At 70.6% G+C, this 18026-nt stretch carries 16 protein-coding genes; 5 read left to right on the top strand and 11 right to left on the bottom strand.

Going from position 1 to position 18026, the window contains the following annotated elements:
* Window positions 1–88: 88 nt before the first annotated feature.
* The 6 genes from fbaA to OG254_RS26850 form a co-directional block, all read right to left on the bottom strand.
* Window positions 89–1111, bottom strand: coding sequence for a class II fructose-bisphosphate aldolase (gene fbaA / locus OG254_RS26875; RefSeq protein WP_405586435.1), 1023 nt, complete (start codon window positions 1109–1111; stop codon window positions 89–91).
* 183 nt (window positions 1112–1294) lie between these two features.
* Complete coding sequence (pyrE, locus tag OG254_RS26870) at window positions 1295–1843, bottom strand: orotate phosphoribosyltransferase (protein ID WP_147994785.1); 549 nt, start codon at window positions 1841–1843, stop codon at window positions 1295–1297.
* A 10-nt stretch (window positions 1844–1853) separates the two neighbouring features.
* The gene (locus tag OG254_RS26865) at window positions 1854–2651 is read right to left on the bottom strand and encodes an aldose 1-epimerase (protein WP_405586432.1); all 798 of its coding nucleotides are present in this window, start codon (window positions 2649–2651) and stop codon (window positions 1854–1856) included.
* A gap of 71 nt (window positions 2652–2722) precedes the next feature.
* Window positions 2723–3658 (bottom strand): SRPBCC domain-containing protein, encoded by a 936-nt coding sequence (locus OG254_RS26860; protein ID WP_405586430.1) that lies wholly within the window; start codon window positions 3656–3658, stop codon window positions 2723–2725.
* Between the two features lie 110 nt (window positions 3659–3768).
* Window positions 3769–5406: a polyamine aminopropyltransferase gene (locus OG254_RS26855; RefSeq protein WP_405586427.1), complete on the bottom strand. Its 1638-nt coding sequence runs from the start codon at window positions 5404–5406 to the stop codon at window positions 3769–3771.
* A gap of 61 nt (window positions 5407–5467) precedes the next feature.
* Window positions 5468–6043 carry a DUF2617 family protein gene (locus OG254_RS26850; protein ID WP_405586425.1) on the bottom strand — a complete coding sequence of 192 codons (576 nt, stop codon included), beginning with the start codon at window positions 6041–6043 and terminating at the stop codon, window positions 5468–5470.
* 756 nt (window positions 6044–6799) lie between these two features.
* Between OG254_RS26850 and OG254_RS26845 the strand changes: the two genes are divergently transcribed.
* The gene (locus OG254_RS26845) at window positions 6800–7984 is read left to right on the top strand and encodes a pyridoxal phosphate-dependent aminotransferase (protein ID WP_405586422.1); all 1185 of its coding nucleotides are present in this window, start codon (window positions 6800–6802) and stop codon (window positions 7982–7984) included.
* Window positions 7985–8071: 87 nt separating this feature from the next.
* Here the strand turns inward: OG254_RS26845 and OG254_RS26840 are convergent, their stop codons facing one another.
* The gene (locus tag OG254_RS26840; protein ID WP_147994779.1) at window positions 8072–8599 is read right to left on the bottom strand and encodes a YbjN domain-containing protein; all 528 of its coding nucleotides are present in this window, start codon (window positions 8597–8599) and stop codon (window positions 8072–8074) included.
* A gap of 135 nt (window positions 8600–8734) precedes the next feature.
* Between OG254_RS26840 and OG254_RS26835 the strand changes: the two genes are divergently transcribed.
* A complete protein-coding gene (locus OG254_RS26835) occupies window positions 8735–9229 on the top strand; it encodes a hypothetical protein (protein WP_405586419.1) in 495 nt (164 codons plus the stop codon).
* Window positions 9230–9287: 58 nt separating this feature from the next.
* Here OG254_RS26835 and clpB read toward each other — a convergent pair whose 3' ends face one another.
* Window positions 9288–11897 (bottom strand): ATP-dependent chaperone ClpB, encoded by a 2610-nt coding sequence (clpB, locus tag OG254_RS26830; RefSeq protein ID WP_405586406.1) that lies wholly within the window; start codon window positions 11895–11897, stop codon window positions 9288–9290.
* A gap of 120 nt (window positions 11898–12017) precedes the next feature.
* Between clpB and OG254_RS26825 the strand changes: the two genes are divergently transcribed.
* Window positions 12018–12431 carry a pyridoxamine 5'-phosphate oxidase family protein gene (locus OG254_RS26825; protein WP_405586403.1) on the top strand — a complete coding sequence of 138 codons (414 nt, stop codon included), beginning with the start codon at window positions 12018–12020 and terminating at the stop codon, window positions 12429–12431.
* 151 nt (window positions 12432–12582) lie between these two features.
* Here OG254_RS26825 and OG254_RS26820 read toward each other — a convergent pair whose 3' ends face one another.
* On the bottom strand, window positions 12583–12918 hold the full coding sequence (locus OG254_RS26820) for a hypothetical protein (protein WP_147994775.1): 336 nt from the start codon (window positions 12916–12918) through the stop codon (window positions 12583–12585).
* Between the two features lie 307 nt (window positions 12919–13225).
* On the opposite strand from OG254_RS26820, the gene OG254_RS26815 reads away from it, so the two are divergent.
* Together OG254_RS26815 and OG254_RS26810 are read left to right on the top strand one after the other, a co-directional pair.
* Entirely contained in the window at window positions 13226–14263 is a 1038-nt protein-coding gene (locus OG254_RS26815) for a helix-turn-helix transcriptional regulator (protein WP_351190679.1), read from the top strand.
* On the top strand, window positions 14260–15252 hold the full coding sequence (locus tag OG254_RS26810) for a LuxR C-terminal-related transcriptional regulator (RefSeq protein WP_405586401.1): 993 nt from the start codon (window positions 14260–14262) through the stop codon (window positions 15250–15252). Before OG254_RS26815 ends, OG254_RS26810 begins: the two co-directional genes overlap by 4 nt.
* On the opposite strand, the gene OG254_RS26805 is transcribed toward OG254_RS26810, so the two are convergent.
* Window positions 15206–16279 (bottom strand): LuxR C-terminal-related transcriptional regulator, encoded by a 1074-nt coding sequence (locus OG254_RS26805; RefSeq protein WP_405586398.1) that lies wholly within the window; start codon window positions 16277–16279, stop codon window positions 15206–15208. The two genes, OG254_RS26810 and OG254_RS26805, sit on opposite strands and share 47 nt — an antisense overlap.
* A 443-nt stretch (window positions 16280–16722) precedes the next feature.
* Window positions 16723–17847, bottom strand: coding sequence for a sugar ABC transporter substrate-binding protein (locus tag OG254_RS26800; RefSeq protein WP_405586395.1), 1125 nt, complete (start codon window positions 17845–17847; stop codon window positions 16723–16725).
* Window positions 17848–18026: the final 179 nt, after the last annotated feature.

Below are 18026 nucleotides of genomic sequence, written 5' to 3'. Positions count from 1 at the left end.
CGCCGTAGAACAGGCGCCGGGCTCGGAAGATCCAGGGAAACCCGGGGAAACCCGGGAAAACCCGGGAAATCCGGGGAAACCCAGGGAACTACTTGATCCTCGTACCCGAAGAACGCAGGTTGCCGCAGGCCTCCGTCACGCGCGCGGCCATGGACGCCTCGGCGAGCTTGCCCCAGGTGCGCGGGTCGTAGGTCTTCTTGTTGCCGACCTCGCCGTCGACCTTCAGGACACCGTCGTAGTTCTGGAACATGTGGGCCGCCACCGGACGCGTGAAGGCGTACTGCGTGTCGGTGTCGATGTTCATCTTGACGACGCCGTTCTCCAGCGCGGTCGCGATCTCCTCGGCGGTGGAGCCGGAGCCGCCGTGGAAGACGAAGTCGAAGGGGGACGCCTTGCCGAACTTGGCGGCGACGCCCTCGTTCAGCTCCTTCAGCAGCTCGGGGCGGAGCACGACGTTGCCCGGCTTGTACACACCGTGGACGTTGCCGAAGGACGCGGCCAGCAGGTAGCGGCCCTTCTCACCGAGGCCGAGCGCCTCGGCCGTACGGATCGCGTCGTCGACGGTCGTGTACAGCGAGTCGTTGATCTCGTGCGTGACGCCGTCCTCCTCGCCGCCGGTCGGGGTGATCTCGACCTCAAGGATGATCTTCGCGGCGCGGGCGCGCTCCAGCAGCTCCTGGGCGATGGAGAGGTTGTCGGCGAGGGTCTCGGCCGAGCCGTCCCACATGTGCGACTGGAACAGCGGGTTCTCACCGCGCCCGACGCGCTCCTCGGACACGGCGAGCAGCGGGCGTACGTACCCGTCGAGCTTGTCCTTCGGGCAGTGGTCGGTGTGCAGGGCGACGGTGATGTCGTACTTCTTGGCGACGATGTGCGCGAACTCGGCCAGGGCGACGGAGCCCGTGACCATGTCCTTGCTGTGCTGGCCGCCGAGGAACTCCGCACCACCCGTGGAGATCTGGATGATGCCGTCGCTCTCCGCCTCCGCGAAGCCGCGCAGGGCCGCGTGCAGGGTCTGGGAGGAGGTCACGTTGATGGCCGGGTAGGCGAACTTGCCTGCCTTCGCCCGGTCGAGCATCTCGTTGTAGACCTCGGGGGTTGCGATGGGCATCTGTCCGCTCCTTGGAGTGTGCGGGTTGACGTACTGCGTACGGCGTTTTTCTTACGGCCCTGACCTAGACCTTGGGGGGTGTGACGTCATCGTCGGCCCCATCTTTCCAGACGAACCGGGATGCTCCGAGCGCCTGTCACCAGCCGAGACGGAAGCCGCTCGGAAGCCGCTCGGGAGCCGGCGTCAGTCCAGAGCGAGTTCGTCCTTGGAGTACGCGAAGAGGTACGGCACTCCCGCGCCCTCCTGGATCTTCTCGGCGGCCCCGGTGGCCCGGTCGACGATCGTCGCGACGGCGACGACCTCGGCGCCGGCCTCGCGCACGGCCTCGACGGCGGTGAGCGGGGAGCCGCCGGTGGTGGAGGTGTCCTCGACGACGAGCACACGGCGGCCGGCGATGTCCGGTCCCTCGACCCGGCGCTGCAGCCCGTGCGCCTTGGCGGCCTTGCGCACCACGAAGGCGTCGAGGCGCTTGCCGCGGGCGGCGGCCGCGTGCAGCATCGCGGCGGCGACCGGGTCGGCGCCCATGGTCAGCCCGCCCACCGCGTCGAACTCCAGGTCGGCCGTCAGGTCGAGCAGCACCTGCCCGACGAGCGGAGCGGCCTGCCCGTCGAGGGTGATGCGCCGAAGATCGACGTAGTAGTCGGCTTCCAGACCCGACGACAGGGTCACCTTGCCGTGCACCACGGCCTTGTCCTTGATCTGCTGCAGCAGCTCGCCACGTACGTCAGTCATGCCGCCCAGCTTAGAGGCGCCGCCAGCTCCAGACGGTCGTGGCCTCCAGCGGCTCCAGGGGCGTGACCAGGCGGGGCAGGGTGTTCAGACCGTTGGGCGGCCCGGTCTGCGGCTCGACGCACACGGCGGCCTCCTGCTCGTCGTACACGACGACCCACTCCTCACGGCTGGCCACCTTCAGCTCCAGCTGCCCCGGCCAGGTGAGGGTGACGTCGACGCCTCCGGGCATGCCGAAGCAGTCGTCCCAAGGGCCGGGCTTCGGCTCGATCCGGTTGCCGGTGGGCAGGTGATCGTCCCCGCGCTCCTCCTGCCAGGCCGGGGTGAAGTCGAGCCGGGCGTCCTGCGCGCCCTCGCCGCCGAGGTTCCGGTTGAACCAGGGATGCCAGCCGATCTGCGCCGGGAACGAGTCCCCGTACGTCTCGACCGACATGGTCAGGCTGAGGCTGTCCGGGGTGAGCGCGATCACGTGGGTGACGCGAGCGGCATACGGCCAGGGCTCGACCAGGTCGTACGTGATGACGGCCTCGTCGTCGGTGACCCGGGCGACGTTCCAGGCGCCGTCGCGGGCGGTGCCGTGGATGGCGTTCGGCGGGGCGTTGAGCGGCATCTGCCGCACCCGGGCCCCGTCGAGGAACCGGCCGTCCCTGATCCGCCCGCACGAGGGAACCATCGGGAAGCACCCGAACCGCTCCCCCTGCCGCAACAGCTCCGTCCCGCCGACGCGAAGCCCCCCGACCCGCCCGCCGTTCCCCGGCAGCACGTCCACCTCCGCGTCACCCGCGGTCAGCGTGATGTCTTCGTTACTCACGGGGACGACCCTACTGGGGTGATCAAGCGTGGGCAGGCTCAGCCCGTCCGGGGCGGCGGGGGCGGGACCGCTCAGCGGCGTCGCCGCAGCATCCGCCCCACCACGAACGCCGAGGCCAGCACCAGCGCCGCCGCCGGAGCGGCCCACCGCAGGGTGGAATGCGGCGCGACGGTCTGCGGCGCCGGAACAGGCGCGTACCGGCCGCGCGGCGGCGCGTGGTCCACTTCCTCCGCGCTACGACCGATCATCGTCCGCCGGGCGTGCGCCGCCTCCGCGACGGGCGGCTCCTCGTCGCCTTCGTCGTGCCCGTCGTCCGCGTCATCTTCATCGGCTTCGTCGTCCTGGGCCCGGGGATCCAGCGCCGGCGGCGGCACCTCGCTCTCGAAGACGGACGCGGGCTGCGCCCCGACCTCAGGCGCCCCGACCTCCGGAGCCGCGGCATCATCCGCGTCCGGCGTCGTCTCGAAGTCACTGGTCACCCGGGTCTCGAACTCCCCGGGCGCCAACGCCTCCTCGACGGCCTCGACGGACGCCCCGGGCTCCGGCTCGACCTCCGGCTCGGGCTCGGGCTCGGACCGCTCTTCCCCGGCCACCACTCCCAGCTGCCCCCCGAACCGGTTCAGCAACCGGGTGACGGCCGACCCCACCGCCTCCGCCGAGAACTCCGTGATCCGCCCGTCCGCCGATGCGCTCCCCTCGAACCGCATGGTGGACCCGCCGTCGGCCTCGTCCACCCGCAGGGTGAGCGCCAGTTTCACTGACCCGCTCCCGCGCGCCTCGGTCGCGTCGCCCTCGACGGCATAGGAACCGTCGTCCCGGGCGGAGATCCGCACGGCGCCCCGATAGGTGATGGTGTGGCCGCCGACGCGCACCTTCAGCCGCCCGGTCACCGGCTCGGCCCCGGCATCCTGCTGGAGCCCGGGGACCGCCCGGGCGACCCGTACGGGATCGGCCAGCACCTCCCTGAGCCGCTCCGCCGGAACCGGAACGAACACCTCATGCTCCATGCCGATCGAGCCTACCCAGCATGGCGTGAACCGCACCCACACATCCCGGGATTCTCACCGGACACCCGCCCGCCGGGCGTATCCTCCCCCGGCCCCCGGCCCCCCGCCGCTCAGTACCGCGGATGCACCAGCGTGGAAGCCCCCAGCCCCCACACCCGCGTCCCCTCCGCGGCCCGCGCGTCGGCCGTCAGCCCCGTCTGGGTCAGCGTCTGAAGCCGTGGCGCCCCCGCGCCGAGCCGCAGCGCGGGACGCTCGTCCCGTCCCGCGAGGATGAACCCCCAGTCGTGCGGTGCCCGCGCCGGTCCCGTCGAGCGGTCGGGGCCCGCCGTGAAGCCGGAGTCACGGCCCCTGACGCGGTAGGGCGCGGTGCGCAGGCCCGCCGTGTGCAGGGTCGTGTCGACCGTCCAGAAGACGCGGGGGCGGGTGGAGACCGGCCCGGCGTGCACCGCGAGACGTCCGTGCGGCGTCAGGGCGCGGCGGGCGAGGTCGTAGAACTCCTGGGAGTAGAGCTTCGTGCTGGCGGTGATGCCGGGGTCGGGCAGGTCCGAGATGACCACGTCGTACGTCGAGGGCGGCGCCGCCCGCAGCCAGCGGAAGGCGTCGTCCGTCATGGCGTGGACGCGGGGGTCGTCGTACACATGGCCGTTGAGCCGGGACAGCGGAGGGTCCTCGCGCGCCAACCGCACCACACCGGCGTCGAGTTCGACGACGTCGACCCGGTGCACCCCGGGATGGCGCAGCACTTCGCGCGCCGCCAGTCCGTCACCGCCGCCGAGGACGAGCACGCGCGTGTGCTCGCCGCTCATCGCGGGGTGGACCAGCGCCTCGTGGTACCGGCGGGCGTCACGGCCGCTGACCCGCAGGCGTCCGTCGAGGAAGAGGTCGAGCGGACGGCCCTGCGTGCCGCCGGTGATGACGACCTCCTGGATGTCCGTCTGGACGGCCACGCGTACGTCCCGCCCGTACACCGCGTGCCGTGCCGCCCGTTCGAAGTCGTCGACGAGTACGGCGGCGGAGGCGAGGACGCCGAGCACGGTGACATTGGCGATCACCAGCAGCCAGCGGGCGCGGCGGCTGAGGTCCCGGCGGAACAGGCCGAGGACGAGCGCGCCGCCCACCACGGCGTTGACGGCGCCGGTGATCAGGGCGGAGGTCAACTGGCCCAGCAGGGGCAGCAGGAGGAAGGGGAAGGCGAGGCCGCCGACCAGCGCGCCGACGTAGTCCGCGGCGAACAGGTCGGCCACCGCGCCGCCCGCGTCCTGGCGCCGGATGCGCTGGATCAGCTCCATCAGCAGCGGCACCTCGGCGCCGATGAGGAGGCCGATGGTGAGGGAGAAGGCGACGAGGAGGGCGCGCGGGCCGTTGGCCCACATCCCGCCCCAGTCGCCGGTCCAGGCGAAGACGGCGTACAGCCCGAGCGCGCTGGACCCGCCGACCAGGGCGAGTACGGCCTCGATGGCGCCGAAGCCGGCCGCGGCGTGCGGGCGCAGGCGCTTGGCGGCCAGGGAGCCGATGCCCATCGCGAACACCATGACGGACAGCACGACGGAGGCCTGGGTGACCGAGTCGCCGATCAAGTACGAGGCGAGGGCGACGAGTTCGAGTTCGTACACGAGTCCGCAGGCGGCGCACACGAAGACGCCCGCGAGGACCAGGAACCGTCCGGTGCCCGGCCGGACCGGAAGCCGCGCGGGACCGGGCCAGGGCGACCTGGTGCCGGGTGGGGCGGGGGCGTGCGGCTCGATCACGCTGCCGACGGTACGTTACGGCTGCCGCACGCTACGTCACCCACACGTGTGGAACTGACCGTCATTTCCGTACCCGGTGGTTTATGCGGCCACCATCGGATTCGTCCGCCCTGGGCCGGGCGGTGACCGGAGACACCCTCACCCCCACCCTCGTCCGCGTCGCCACCAACTGCCCGTCCTGCGGGTACGCGTGCCACGTACGCCAGTGGACCTGACCCTCGTGGTGCTGGGCCAGCATCGCGGTGAAGGCGTGCGGGCTGCCCGGGAAGACACCGGCGAGGCCGTGCGGATGGTCGGCGACCAGGGCGAGCAACTCCTGGGCACGGCCCGCGAACTGGCCCGGCGACAGGATCTCCACCCGGGCCGCGAACTCGTACTCCCAGTCGCCCGCCCGCTTGGCCACGCCGAGCGGCAGGGGTGTGCTGCTGCCGGGTATGCAGGCCACCGTCTCGGAACAGATGCCCCGCTCCTCCTCCAACAGCACCTGGTGGGACGCGCCGAGCAGTCTCAACTGAAGCTTCGCACCGGTCAGTTCGAGGTCGAGTGCGGCCAGCGCGGGCAGCGGCTCGCGCCCCAGGGCCCAGGCCAGGTCGGCCGCGCGCGTGTCGGTATAGGCGGTGTTCAGGGTCGTGAGCATGGGTCGGCTCCGCTACGCGAACAAGGGGAGGTGTGGGTCTCCGGCGCACCCCGGCCCCGACACGGCGAGGTCGACCCGGTCAGCTCATTGATCGGCAGGTCAGATGAGTGTCTGCAGGACGTCCGAGGGGCTGCGTTGGCGAAATTCACTGAATCATGAACTAGGGCGCCATCACAGGGTTTTTACCCAAGTTCGTAGGGTTTCCACCCCTCAGAGGGCTTATCAGCTCAACTGTTCAACTCCGGCGTACGCCGATGGGAACGGGGCGTGCGCCGGTGCGCGGCCGAACGCACGAAAGCGGGGCCGGTCCCAGACACCGGCCCCGCTCGTCGCGGATGCGGTTCCCCCTGCTCGGGGAGCTCAGCTGCCCCGTGTCAGCTGCCTCCGCCACCGCATCCGCCACCGCCCCCTCCGCAGGACGACCCGCCTCCGCAGGACGAGCCGCCTCCGCAGGAGGAGCTGGAGCCACCCCCGCAGGACGATCCACTGCTTCCGCCGCCGGCCCACCAGCTGCCGCTGCGCGAGCGCCCCCGGCGGTTGCGACCACTGCGGGTGGCGGACTTGACGATCACCACAAGGACCACTGCGACCAGCACCACGAAGAAACCAGTAACCATGGCGTCAGCCTCCTTCCGTTCCCCCGAAGCGGCCCTGGGCGTCCCCCCGTGGGCGCCACCGCTCGGTGCGTGGCAGTCAGATTCCCGCCCTTCTCGCGGCCCAAAGCAGAGTTGAGGAACTCCAGAGCTTGGGCGCAGGATGACCCGCATGACCTCCACCACCCGCCCGCTGCTCAACCGCCGGCTCGCCGAGTTCGGGACGACGATCTTTGCCGAGATGTCCGCGCTGGCCCTGAGCACGGGGTCCATCAATCTGGGGCAGGGCTTCCCCGACACCGACGGACCCGAGGAGGTCCGCGAGGCGGCCGTGCGGGCGCTGCGGGACGGGCGCGGGAACCAGTACCCGCCGGGCCCCGGCGTCCCGGAGCTGCGCACGGCGATCGCCGCGCACCAGCAGCGGCGCTACGGGCTGTCGTACGACCCCGACACCGAGGTCCTGGTCACCGCCGGCGCCACCGAGGCCATCGCGGCCGCGCTGCTGGCGCTGCTGGAGCCCGGTGACGAGGTCATCGCCTTCGAGCCGTACTACGACTCCTACGCGGCCTGCATCGCCATGGCGGGCGGCACCCGCGTGCCGGTCACGCTGCGCCCGCACGAGGGAAGCTTCCGGCTCGACCTGGACGAGCTGCGGGCCGCCGTCACCGAGCGCACCCGGCTGCTGCTGATCAACACCCCGCACAACCCCACCGGCACCGTCCTCACCCGCGCGGAGCTGACGGCGATCGCCGAGCTGGCCGTCGAGCGGGACCTGCTCGTGGTGACCGACGAGGTGTACGAGCACCTGGTCTTCGACGACGCCGAGCACCTGCCGCTGGCGACCTTCCCGGGCATGCGCGAGCGGACGGTGACGATCGGGTCGGCCGGCAAGAGCTTCTCCTTCACCGGCTGGAAGGTCGGCTGGGTGACCTCGGCGCCCGGCCTGGTCACGGCCGTACGCTCGGCGAAGCAGTTCCTGACGTACGTCTCGTCGGGGCCGTTCCAGTACGCGGTCGCCGAGGCGCTCGCCCTGCCCGACAGCTATTTCACGGCCTTCCGCGAGGACATGCTGGCCAAGCGGGACCTGCTGGCCACGGGGCTGACGGAGGCCGGGTTCGAGGTGTTCCGGCCGGCCGGCACCTACTTCATCACCACCGACATCCGCCCACTCGGCGAGAGCGACGGCTTCGCCTTCTGCCGCGCGCTGCCGGAGCGTGCCGGGGTCGTCGCCATCCCCAACGCGGTCTTCTACGACCACCGGGAGGCGGGAGCGCCCTTCGTGCGGTTCGCCTTCTGCAAGCGGACGGAGGTGCTGGAGGAGGCGGCCAAGCGACTGCGGGCGCTGTGAGCGGCGCAAACGGCGAAGCCCGGCCTCGGCACTCGGCCCGTTACGACCGGTGCCCTTGCCGGGCTCTGCCTCTGCGCGTCTGCGGGACTACTCCTCGCCGTCCTCCGGCTCCTCCGCGTCGTTGACCTCCTGCTCAAGGCCGAGCTGCTCGACGAGCCACTTGTCGAACTCGATGGCGGCCCGCACCCAGCTGACCGTCGACGAGACGAAGTGCTCCAGGCTCACGCCCGTGCCGATCAGCATCTGTGCTTCGCCGATCAGGCGGACGGTGCCGTCGTCGTGCGTGTGGCTGTAGACCTTGGGCCACAGGGTCCGGCGGTTCCAGTCGTCGATCGACTCCAGAAGCTCGGGCTTCTCGTCGATCTTGTGGGGCCGGTCGTAGAACGTCCGCACCGAGAAGACCTGCTGGTCATCCTCGCCGCGGAACATGAAATACGTACGGAACTGCTCCCACGGCGCCGCGAGGTCACCCTCGTCGTCGACGACGTACTTCAGCTCCATCTGGTCGAGGAGCTGCTTCACGAGGTCCTGATCCGGGACTACGGGGCCGGGCGGGGGCCCGGGCTGCGGCTGCTGGCCCCCGAAGTTCGGAATCGAGGACGGGTCGATGCTCACCGTGATTTTCCCTTCGTACGGATTACGCCATCCTCCCTCATGCGGGGAGGGGGGTGGCAACCCCGGACCGGGCCTGTCAGCCCTCGGCTGACATGATCTGGCCTGTCGTGACGGTCCCGTACGGAGGGTGGGGGCATGTCCGGAAAACAGGGCGGGGAGCAGGCGCCTCGCGGGCACACCAGGTGGTGGCTGTTCGCCGCGCTCGTGGCCGTGCCGGCGCTGGCCCTCGCGGGCTTCGTCGTCATGGTGGCGGTGTGGGTGCTGGCGGACGACGACCTGACCCGCTCCGGGCCCGAGAAGGTCCCCTGCGCCGACGCCCTGCGCTTCGGCGGGGCCGCGCTGCCGGACGGCGCCAAGACCGTCGGGGCGTGCGAGGTGCAGGGGTTCCAGGACATCCATTACCGCGCGACCTTCCGGATGCCGCGCGCCGACGTGCCGGACTGGCTCACGCGGACCTATCCGGACGCCCCGGCGCCCGAGACCGAGTTCTGCACCCCGGACGCCGATCTCTGTCTCGATCTGGATGCCCCGGGCGACCATCCCGGCGCGGGCGCCCACGCGGTGCAGGTGCGGGTGGACTACGAGGACGGCGGCACCGCACTCGTGCGCTTCACCGCGTTCACCATGTGAGCACGCGACGACGGCCCGCCCCGGATGCGGGACGGGCCGTCGTGCCCACTGCCTGCGGCTAGAGCGTCTTCCCGGTGGCCGGCCCCACGATCAGGCCGTCGCCGAACGCGTCCACCCGGACCGTGTCGCCGTCCTTGACCTCGCCGGCCAGGATCTCCTTGGCGAGGCGGTCGCCGATGGCGGTCTGGACGAGGCGGCGCAGGGGGCGCGCGCCGTAGGCCGGGTCGTTGCCCTCGTCGGCGAGCCAGGCCAGGGCCGCGTCGGTGACCTCCAGGGTGAGGCGCCGCTCGGCCAGCCGCTTGGCGAGGCGGTCGATCTGGAGCCGCGCGATCCGGCTCAGCTCGTCCTTGTTCAGGGCCGAGAAGACGACCAGGTCGTCGAGGCGGTTGAGGAACTCCGGCTTGAAGGAGGTCCGGACCACCTCCAGGACCTGTTCCTTCTTCTCCGCCTCGCTGGTGACCGGGTCCACCAAGAACTGGCTGCCGAGGTTCGACGTCAGCACCAGGATCGCGTTGCGGAAGTCGACCGTACGACCCTGACCGTCCGTCAGCCGCCCGTCGTCCAGCACCTGGAGCAGGATGTCGAAGACCTCGGGGTGCGCCTTCTCCACCTCGTCGAGCAGGACGACGCTGTACGGCCGCCTGCGCACGGCCTCCGTCAGCTGGCCGCCCTCCTCGTAGCCGACGTACCCGGGAGGGGCGCCGACCAGGCGGGCCACGGTGTGCTTCTCGCCGTACTCCGACATGTCGATGCGGACCATGGCCCGCTCGTCGTCGAAGAGGAAGTCGGCGAGCGCCTTGGCGAGTTCGGTCTTGCCGACGCCGGTCGGGCCGAGGAAGAGGAAGGAGCCGGTGGGCCGGTCGGGGTCGGCGATACCCGCGCGCGTGCGGCGTACGGCGTCGGACACCGCCTGGACGGCCTCGTGCTGGCCGATCAGGCGCCTGCCGAGCTCGTCCTCCATGCGCAGCAGCTTCTGCGTCTCGCCCTCCAGGAGACGTCCGGCCGGGATGCCGGTCCAGGCCGCGACGACGTCGGCGATGTCGTCGGAGCCGACCTCGTCCTTGACCATCGTGTCCTTGGCGGCCTCCTCCTCGGCCTCGGAAGCGGCCTCCAGCTCCTTCTCCAGGCCGGGGATCTCGCCGTACAGCAGCTTGGAGGCGGAGTCGAAGTCGCCTTCGCGCTGGGCGCGTTCGGCCTGGCCGCGCACCTCGTCGAGCCGTTCCTTCAGCTCACCGACGCGGTTGAGGGACTGCTTCTCCTTCTCCCAGCGGGCGGTCAGGCCGCGCAGCTCCTCCTCCTTGTCGGCGAGGTCGCGGCGCAGCTTGTCCAGGCGGTCACGGGAGGCCGGGTCGGTCTCCTTGTCGAGGGCCAGCTCCTCCATCTTGAGCCGGTCCACGACGCGCTGGAGTTCGTCGATCTCGACGGGGGACGAGTCGATCTCCATACGGAGGCGGGAGGCCGCCTCGTCGACGAGGTCGATGGCCTTGTCGGGCAGGAAGCGGGAGGTGATGTACCGGTCGGAGAGGGTCGCGGCGGCCACCAGCGCGGCGTCCGCGATCTGCACCTTGTGGTGGGCCTCGTAGCGTCCCTTGAGTCCGCGCAGGATCGCGATGGTGTCCTCGACGGTCGGCTCGGCGACCAGCACCTGCTGGAAGCGCCGCTCCAGGGCGGGGTCCTTCTCGATCCGCTCGCGGTACTCATCGAGCGTGGTGGCGCCGACCATGCGCAGCTCGCCGCGGGCGAGCATGGGCTTGAGCATGTTGCCGGCGTCCATGGCGGAGTCACCGCCGGCCCCGGCCCCGACCACGGTGTGCAGCTCGTCGATGAAGGTGATGATCTGCCCGTCGGAGTCCTTGATCTCCGCGAGCACGGTCTTCAGCCGCTCCTCGAACTCGCCGCGGTACTTGGCTCCGGCGACCATGGCACCGAGGTCGAGCGCGACGAGCCGCTTGTCCTTGAGGGACTCGGGCACGTCGCCCTTGATGATCCGCTGGGCGAGCCCCTCGACGACGGCGGTCTTGCCGACGCCGGGCTCGCCGATGAGGACGGGATTGTTCTTGGTGCGGCGGGAGAGCACCTGCACGACGCGCCGGATCTCCTGGTCCCGCCCGATGACGGGGTCGAGCTTGCCCTCGCGGGCCGCGGCCGTGAAGTCGGTCCCGAACTTCTCCAGCGCCTTGTACTGCCCCTCGGGGTCGGCGCTGGTCACCCGGCGCCCGCCGCGCGCCTTCTGGAAGGCGTCCAGCAGCTTTTTCGCACTGGCCCCCTGCTGGGTGAGGACTTCACCGGCCTGGCCGCCCTTGGCGGCGATGCCGATGAGGAGGTGCTCGGTGGAGAGGTACTCGTCCCCGAGCTCCTGGGCGCGCGCCTGGGCGTCCGCGATGACGGCGAGCAGCTCACGGTTGGGCTGCGGGGGCGCGACCGTGGACCCGGTCACGCTGGGCAGCGCGGCGAGCGCCTTCTCGGCGCCGGCCCGCACGGAGGCCTGGTCGGCGTCGACGGCCGCCAAGAGGTCGATGATGTTCGCGTTGTCCTGCCGCTGGCCCGGGCCCTGGAGCAGAGCCAGCAGCAGGTGGGCAGGGGTGAGGTCCGGGTGCCCCTCGGTCACGGCCCGGTTGCTGGCCGCGTTGATCGCGTCCCGGCTCCTGTTGGTCAGCTCTGCGTCCACGTGTCCGTTCTCCTCCTGGTGTCAGCGTCGCCCAGTACTGACTGAATCAGCGTACACAAAGTTGAGTCTATTCCGCTCAAGGTAGTACCAAGAGGCTTGGGACGGCTAGGTTCCAGGGCCATGGCGGCATACCCTCAGGATCCGGGCGCGCCGGACGCGCCGTACCTCACCTTCTGGCAGGAGAGGCACCTGTGCACTCTGACGACCCTGCGCCCGGACGGCACCCCGCATGTCGTACCCGTCGGAGTCACATACGACCCCGGGGCGCGACTTGCTCGGGTGATCACGAACAAGTCGAGCACGAAGGTGGGCAACGTCCTGGCCGCCGGCCCGGACGGGGCGGCCGTCGCGGTCTGCCAGGTGGACCGCAGACGGTGGGCCACGCTGGAGGGGCGGGCGTACGTCCGCACGGAGCCGGAGCGGGTCGCGGAGGCGGTGCGACGGTACGCGGAGCGCTACGGCCGGATGCCGGCGCCGAATCCCCACCGGGTGGCGATCGAGATCGAGCTGACGCGGGCGATGGGGCGGGGGTGACCGGATCCGGCCGTTCCGGCAGCGACCGGATGAACAGGCGGATACGGGGAAATGTCCCCGGAAAACTGCAGCGGCGTCACCGTGTTCAGGTCACGGTGACGCCGCTGCGGGGGGAAGCACCTGAGCGATCTGTTACGACGGGGGAATCGCGTCAGGCACTGCGGGGGGTGGCTGAGATGGTCCTTGGGGCCGGGGCCTCCGGCTCCACCAGTCGGTGGTCGCGCTGATCGAGATTGACGAAGATCATTCCGTACCGGATGGCACACCGCACGGGCTGCGGCGCCCCCCGAGGCCGCCGCAGACATCGGTATGCCCGCACGTCCTCGTCGTCGTCCCGGGTGACGACGACCGGCTCTCCGAAGACAGTCACCATCAACGAGTCACCGGAGTGGGGGATCGCGGTGACCAGGTCGATGAAGTGCCAGCCGGAGCGGTAGGCGGTGGCCATTTCTCGGCGGAAGGAACGATCGTCGGGTGGGGTGGTCATGACGTCGCACCAGTCGGGTCCGCAGGTGCGGCCCCCCAGCCGGTGTCCTCCGCCACGACGACGATTCCCGTCGCCTCAGCAGCTCCCCAGCCCGTGTCCTTCAAGGTCGTACTGGCTGCCTGCGCCGTTCCCGCCCCAGCACCGAAGACCACGGCCGCAGAGAAGGCAACGGCAAGCGCCGCTCGAAGCATTCTCTTGAACATAGTCGGCTTCGTCCTCACTCAACGAGTTCCCTTCCCCCGTGCCACGACGACGATGGCTCATTCGGACACGTCAATGCCACAGGGGCGATGCATCATGTTCCTGCATGTTCAGGACCCTGGGGGGTGGAGATTTGCCTAACAATCACATAAAAGGGACACATCCCCATGCGATCACAAATCTCTGTGAGGAAGGGACGCAGCTTTATGCGACCGCGTTGAGCACCGGCCGCATCGCACGGGCTGAGATCGCCGACGCCCCCTGCCTGCTCGAGTTCGCGCTGCTGCACCCGGACCCTGATGACGAGAACTGGCTGCGGCCGGTTCCGCCCTCCGTCGTGCTCGCACAACGTCTTCACCCGCTGGAGCGCGAGATCCTCGACCGTCGGCGGATGTCCATCGATCTCACCGAATCCTTCGAGCCATTCATGGCGCTCAGCGCGCTCGCGCCGGCGCCCACCCACGCCATCACCGTGCTGGAGGGCAACAACCGGATCAACGCGGCCCTCAACCTCGCGACCGCCGAGTGCCGCCACGAGGTGCTGACCGTGCAGCCGGGGGGCGCACGCAGCGAGCACATCCTGAGGCAGGCCCTGGAACGGGACCGCCCGCTGATGGAGCGGGGCGTGCGGATGCGCACGCTCTACCAGCACACCGTGCGGCACAGCCTGGGGACCATGGCCTACGTCGACGTCATGTCGCGCGGCAAGGTCGAGATCCGCACGCTGGAGGAGCTCATCGGCCGGCTCATCATCTGCGACGAGACGGTCGCCTTCGTGCCGGCCCACGACGACCAGCAGGTCGCCCTGGAACTGCGGCACCCGGGGCTCGTCAAGTACCTGATCAAGGTGTTCGAGAACCTGTGGAGCCGGGCGACCCCGCTGCGCGAGGAAGCCCCCTACGAACCCACCCGCGACGGCATCACCGGCGTCCAGCGCTCCATCGCCCGGCTGCTCGTCGAGGGCCATGTCGACGAGGCCATAGCGCGCCGCCTCGGCATGAACGTGCGGACCTGCCGCGCCCACATAGCCAAACTCGCGACCGCCCTGGGCAGCGGCAGCCGCGCCCAACTCGGCTTCCTCATCGCACAGTCCGGGCTCCTGGACGAGGATCCCGGACTGCCGGGGGGAGACGTCCACTCGTGACCACGGCGCATCCACACACCGACCGGGAACTGTGCGAACCGGGCCTCACGCTGTACCGCAAGGCCCTGCACGAGGGCCGCCTGCACGCCGAGGACGCCGCGCCCGCGCCCTGCCTGGTCGACCTCGGCCTGCTGCACGCCACCGTCGACGACCTCGACTGGCTGGAGCCCGTCGCCCCCGCCGTCGTACTCCACCGGCTGCTGCGGACCTCCGAGGAGCGCATCGCCGGCGAACGGCGCCGCGAACAGCTGCTGGCCGACGCCTTCGAGCCGCTCATGCGGATGGAACGCCGGCACGCGTCGACGGCGGACAACCCGGCGATCACCGTGCTCAGCGGCACCGAGCGGATCAACCACGCCCTCACCGAGGCCATGATCGAGGCGTCCCGGGAACTGCTGAGCATCCAGCCCACCACCCAGCAGAGCGAGGCGCGCACCGAAGCGGCCCAGGCGCTGGCGCTGGACCGCGACCAGGCCCTGCTGGACCGCGGGGGCCGCATCCGCACCCTGTACCAGCACACACAGCGCTACCGGCCCCTCGTCATGGCGCGCTACGAGCACCTCCGGGGCGACGCCGAGGCCCGCACCCTGGACGAGGTCACCGACCGGCTCCTCGTCATCGACCGCGAGGTCGCCTTCATCCCCGCCAACAAGGACCGCACCCTCGCCCTGGAGATCCGACACGAGGCCCTCGTCGGCTACTTCGTCACGACCTTCGAGCGGCTGTGGCGGCTGGCGACGCCCATGTACCCCGAGGCCGTCCAGCAGCCCACCCTGAACGGCGTCACGCCGCGCCAGCGGGCCATCGCGAGCCTGCTCATCGAGGGCCACACGGACGCGGCCATGGCCGACCGGCTCGGCATGAACGTCCGCACCGTGCGCGTCCACATCGCCAAACTGGCCGCGACGCTGGGCAGCGAGAGCCGCGCCCAACTCGGCTATCTCATCGGCCAGTCGGGGATTCTTGACCAGGCACACCCGCAGCCCTGATCACGGCGGACCCGGCGGCGTCGGACGACGACGCCCGTGGCCCGTCCAGCCCCACCTGCGCTATGCGCACCCCGAGTTGGGTACGGCTCGCCGCCCCCAGCGTCTCCGACAGCCGCGCGATGTGCGCCCGGCAGGTCCGTACGCTTATCCCCAGCCGCTCCGCGATCACCGCGTCCTGGTGCCCCTCGGCGAGCAGCGCGGCGATGGACTGTTCGCGGTGGGAGATGCCCTCGATGCCGGTGTCGGGCAGAGACGCCGTCAGCGGGATCGCGAGGCGCCAGAGCCGCTCGAAGACCGTCACCAGGTAGTGCACGAGCCCCGGGTGCCGCAGCTCCAGCGCCAGCGTGCGGTCGGCGTTCGCCGGGATGAAGGCCACCGTGCGGTCGAAGAGGATCAGCCGGTCGATCACCTCGTCCAGCGTGCGGGCCTCCACCGAATCGCCCATCAGCTCCAGGTAGTTGAGCAGGCCCTGGCCGTGCCGGGCCACGTGCGTGTACAGGTCGCGCATCCGCACGCCCCGCCCCCGCAGCGCCATCGCCCGGTGCAGGCCCTCCGTCAGCTCGTGCTCGGGCCGGATGCCGCCGGGCTGCACGGTCAGCACCTCCGTCGTGCACGCCTGCGTCGCCTCGTCCAGCGCGCCCTGGATGCGCGAGTCGCCCTCCAGGACCCGGATCGCCGAACCGGGCGCGGTGCCCTCGACGCCGGACGCCTGGTTCGGCTGCGGGCCGAGACCGGCGTACCACTCGAAGGCCGCCACCGCCGAGCCCATCCGCCGCTGGCTCGCGCTGACCTCGTCGTACACCCCGCGCAGCAGCCGCGTCATGACCTCCTGCGGGGAGGTCGGCACCAGCCAGTCCATGTCGTCGGGGTCCGGGTGCAGCAGGGCCAACTCCAGCAGGCAGGGCACCGGATCCGCGTCGCCGCGTGGCACCCGGCCACGCCGTACGGCCCGGGAGTACACGCGGTCCCCGGCCTCGCACAGCCGGTCGGCGCCGTGTGGATGCTCCTGCGCCCCGTGCCCGGCCATCGCCCATCCACCCCCGGTTCTTGCCTCTGTCGCCGGCTCGCTCACCTCCGGAGCGCGGTGTCGACACCCCTGCCGGGACACAGCGGCAGGGCGGGGCCTGGTCGACGGACCCACCGTGCTCGGCCGTGTCGGCCCCGCGGTTCGCTCGCGCTTCCGCAGCGCAACTATGCGCGGACCGGCCTTGCTCCGCAACACGGCTCCTACCGGGACGGCCGCCGTAATACAGGGGTTCGCCCCGTTATCCCCGGGCCTCCGCACGTCGAGATGCAACAAGCTGATGGTGGTTTTCCGGCCCTTGCCGGGCGCGCGGAACACCGGCGCGCCCCGACCGGAGTTCGCGACACGAAATCGCATACGGCGGCGGGGCGGGGCCGGGGCGTGGGCACAGCAGAGTGCCGCCGGGGACGGGCCCCGGCGGCACTCGTGCGCAACGAACGAGGGCGCTACTTCAGCCCGAGCGAGTTGCAGTCCGCCTTGTACTTGGCCGTGCAGATGTCGGCCACCGAGTAGATCCCGTCGGCGACGACGGTCTCCTTGATGTTGTCCTCCGTCAGGGCGACCACGGGCACCAGCAGGGCCGAGATGTCCTTGTCGGTCGGGCTGTCGACCTGGTCCTGGGTGAGCGAGTCGAACTGGATGTCGTGGCCCTGGACCTTGGCCACGGCCATCTCCGCGGCGCTCTCGGCCTCCTGCGGGTACGACTTGTACACGCTCATGAACTGCTCGCCGCTCACGATCCGCTGCACGCCGTCGAGTTCGGCGTCCTGGCCGGTGATCGGCGGCAGTTCGCTCACGCCCGCCGCCTGGAGGGCCTTGATGATGCCGCCGGCCATGCCGTCGTTGGCGGAGTAGACGCCCTTGATGTTGTTCACGCCGACGGCCTTGATCGCCTCGGACATGTTGGCCTGGGCGTTCTCCGGCTTCCAGTCCTTCGTGTCGAATGTCTTGGCTATGTCCACCGCGCCCTTGAGCTCGGACATGGCGCCCGCCTTGAACTGCTTGGCGTTCGGGTCGGTGGGCGAGCCGTTCATCATGACGATCTTGTCGGAGGAGTCGACCGGGTTCATGGCCTCCAGGAGCGTGCGGGCCTGGACCTCGCCGACCAGTTCGTTGTCGAAGGAGACGTACGCGTCGATCGGCCCCTCGGCCAGCCGGTCGTAGGCGATGACCGGGATGCCCGCGTCCTTGGCCGCCTTCACCCCGCCGGCGATGGCGTGCGAGTCGACGGCGTCCAGCAGGATCACGTCGACCTGGTCGTCGATCATCTGCTGAAGCTGGCTCGCCTGCTTCTTGGCGTCCGCGTCGGCGTTGCGGTAGACGACGCTGCCCAGCTTGTTCGTGAGCTCGGCGACCTTGTTCTTGATGATGGGGTAGTCGAACTTGTCGTAGCGCGTGTTCGCCGTCTCCGGCAGCAGCAGCCCCACGGTGACGTCGTCGCCCTTGGTCGGACTCGCCTCGCTGCCGTCCCCGGTGACGCCCAGTGCCCCGCATGCGGCCAGCGAGAGGGTCATCGTGGACGCGGCGGCCACGGCTGTGGCGGTGCGGCGCAGGGGGCGCAAAGGACGCATAGAGGAGCTCACTTCTGGTGCCTTCGGGACACGGGCGCGTCAACGCACCCAGATGACTGAAAAGCCAACGCGTCGACAGCACCCAGCGTCAAGCGGAATCACTTAACGAGTGCGCAACACCACGCTCAGCTGACCATGTAAAGACAAGGCGGAACCTCTCCAAATACCCCTTACACCCC

This window comes from Streptomyces sp. NBC_01092, from assembly GCF_045039535.1.
Taxonomy (GTDB): Bacteria; Actinomycetota; Actinomycetes; order Streptomycetales; family Streptomycetaceae; genus Streptomyces.
This window is presented reverse-complemented; position numbering and strand designations above follow the sequence as displayed.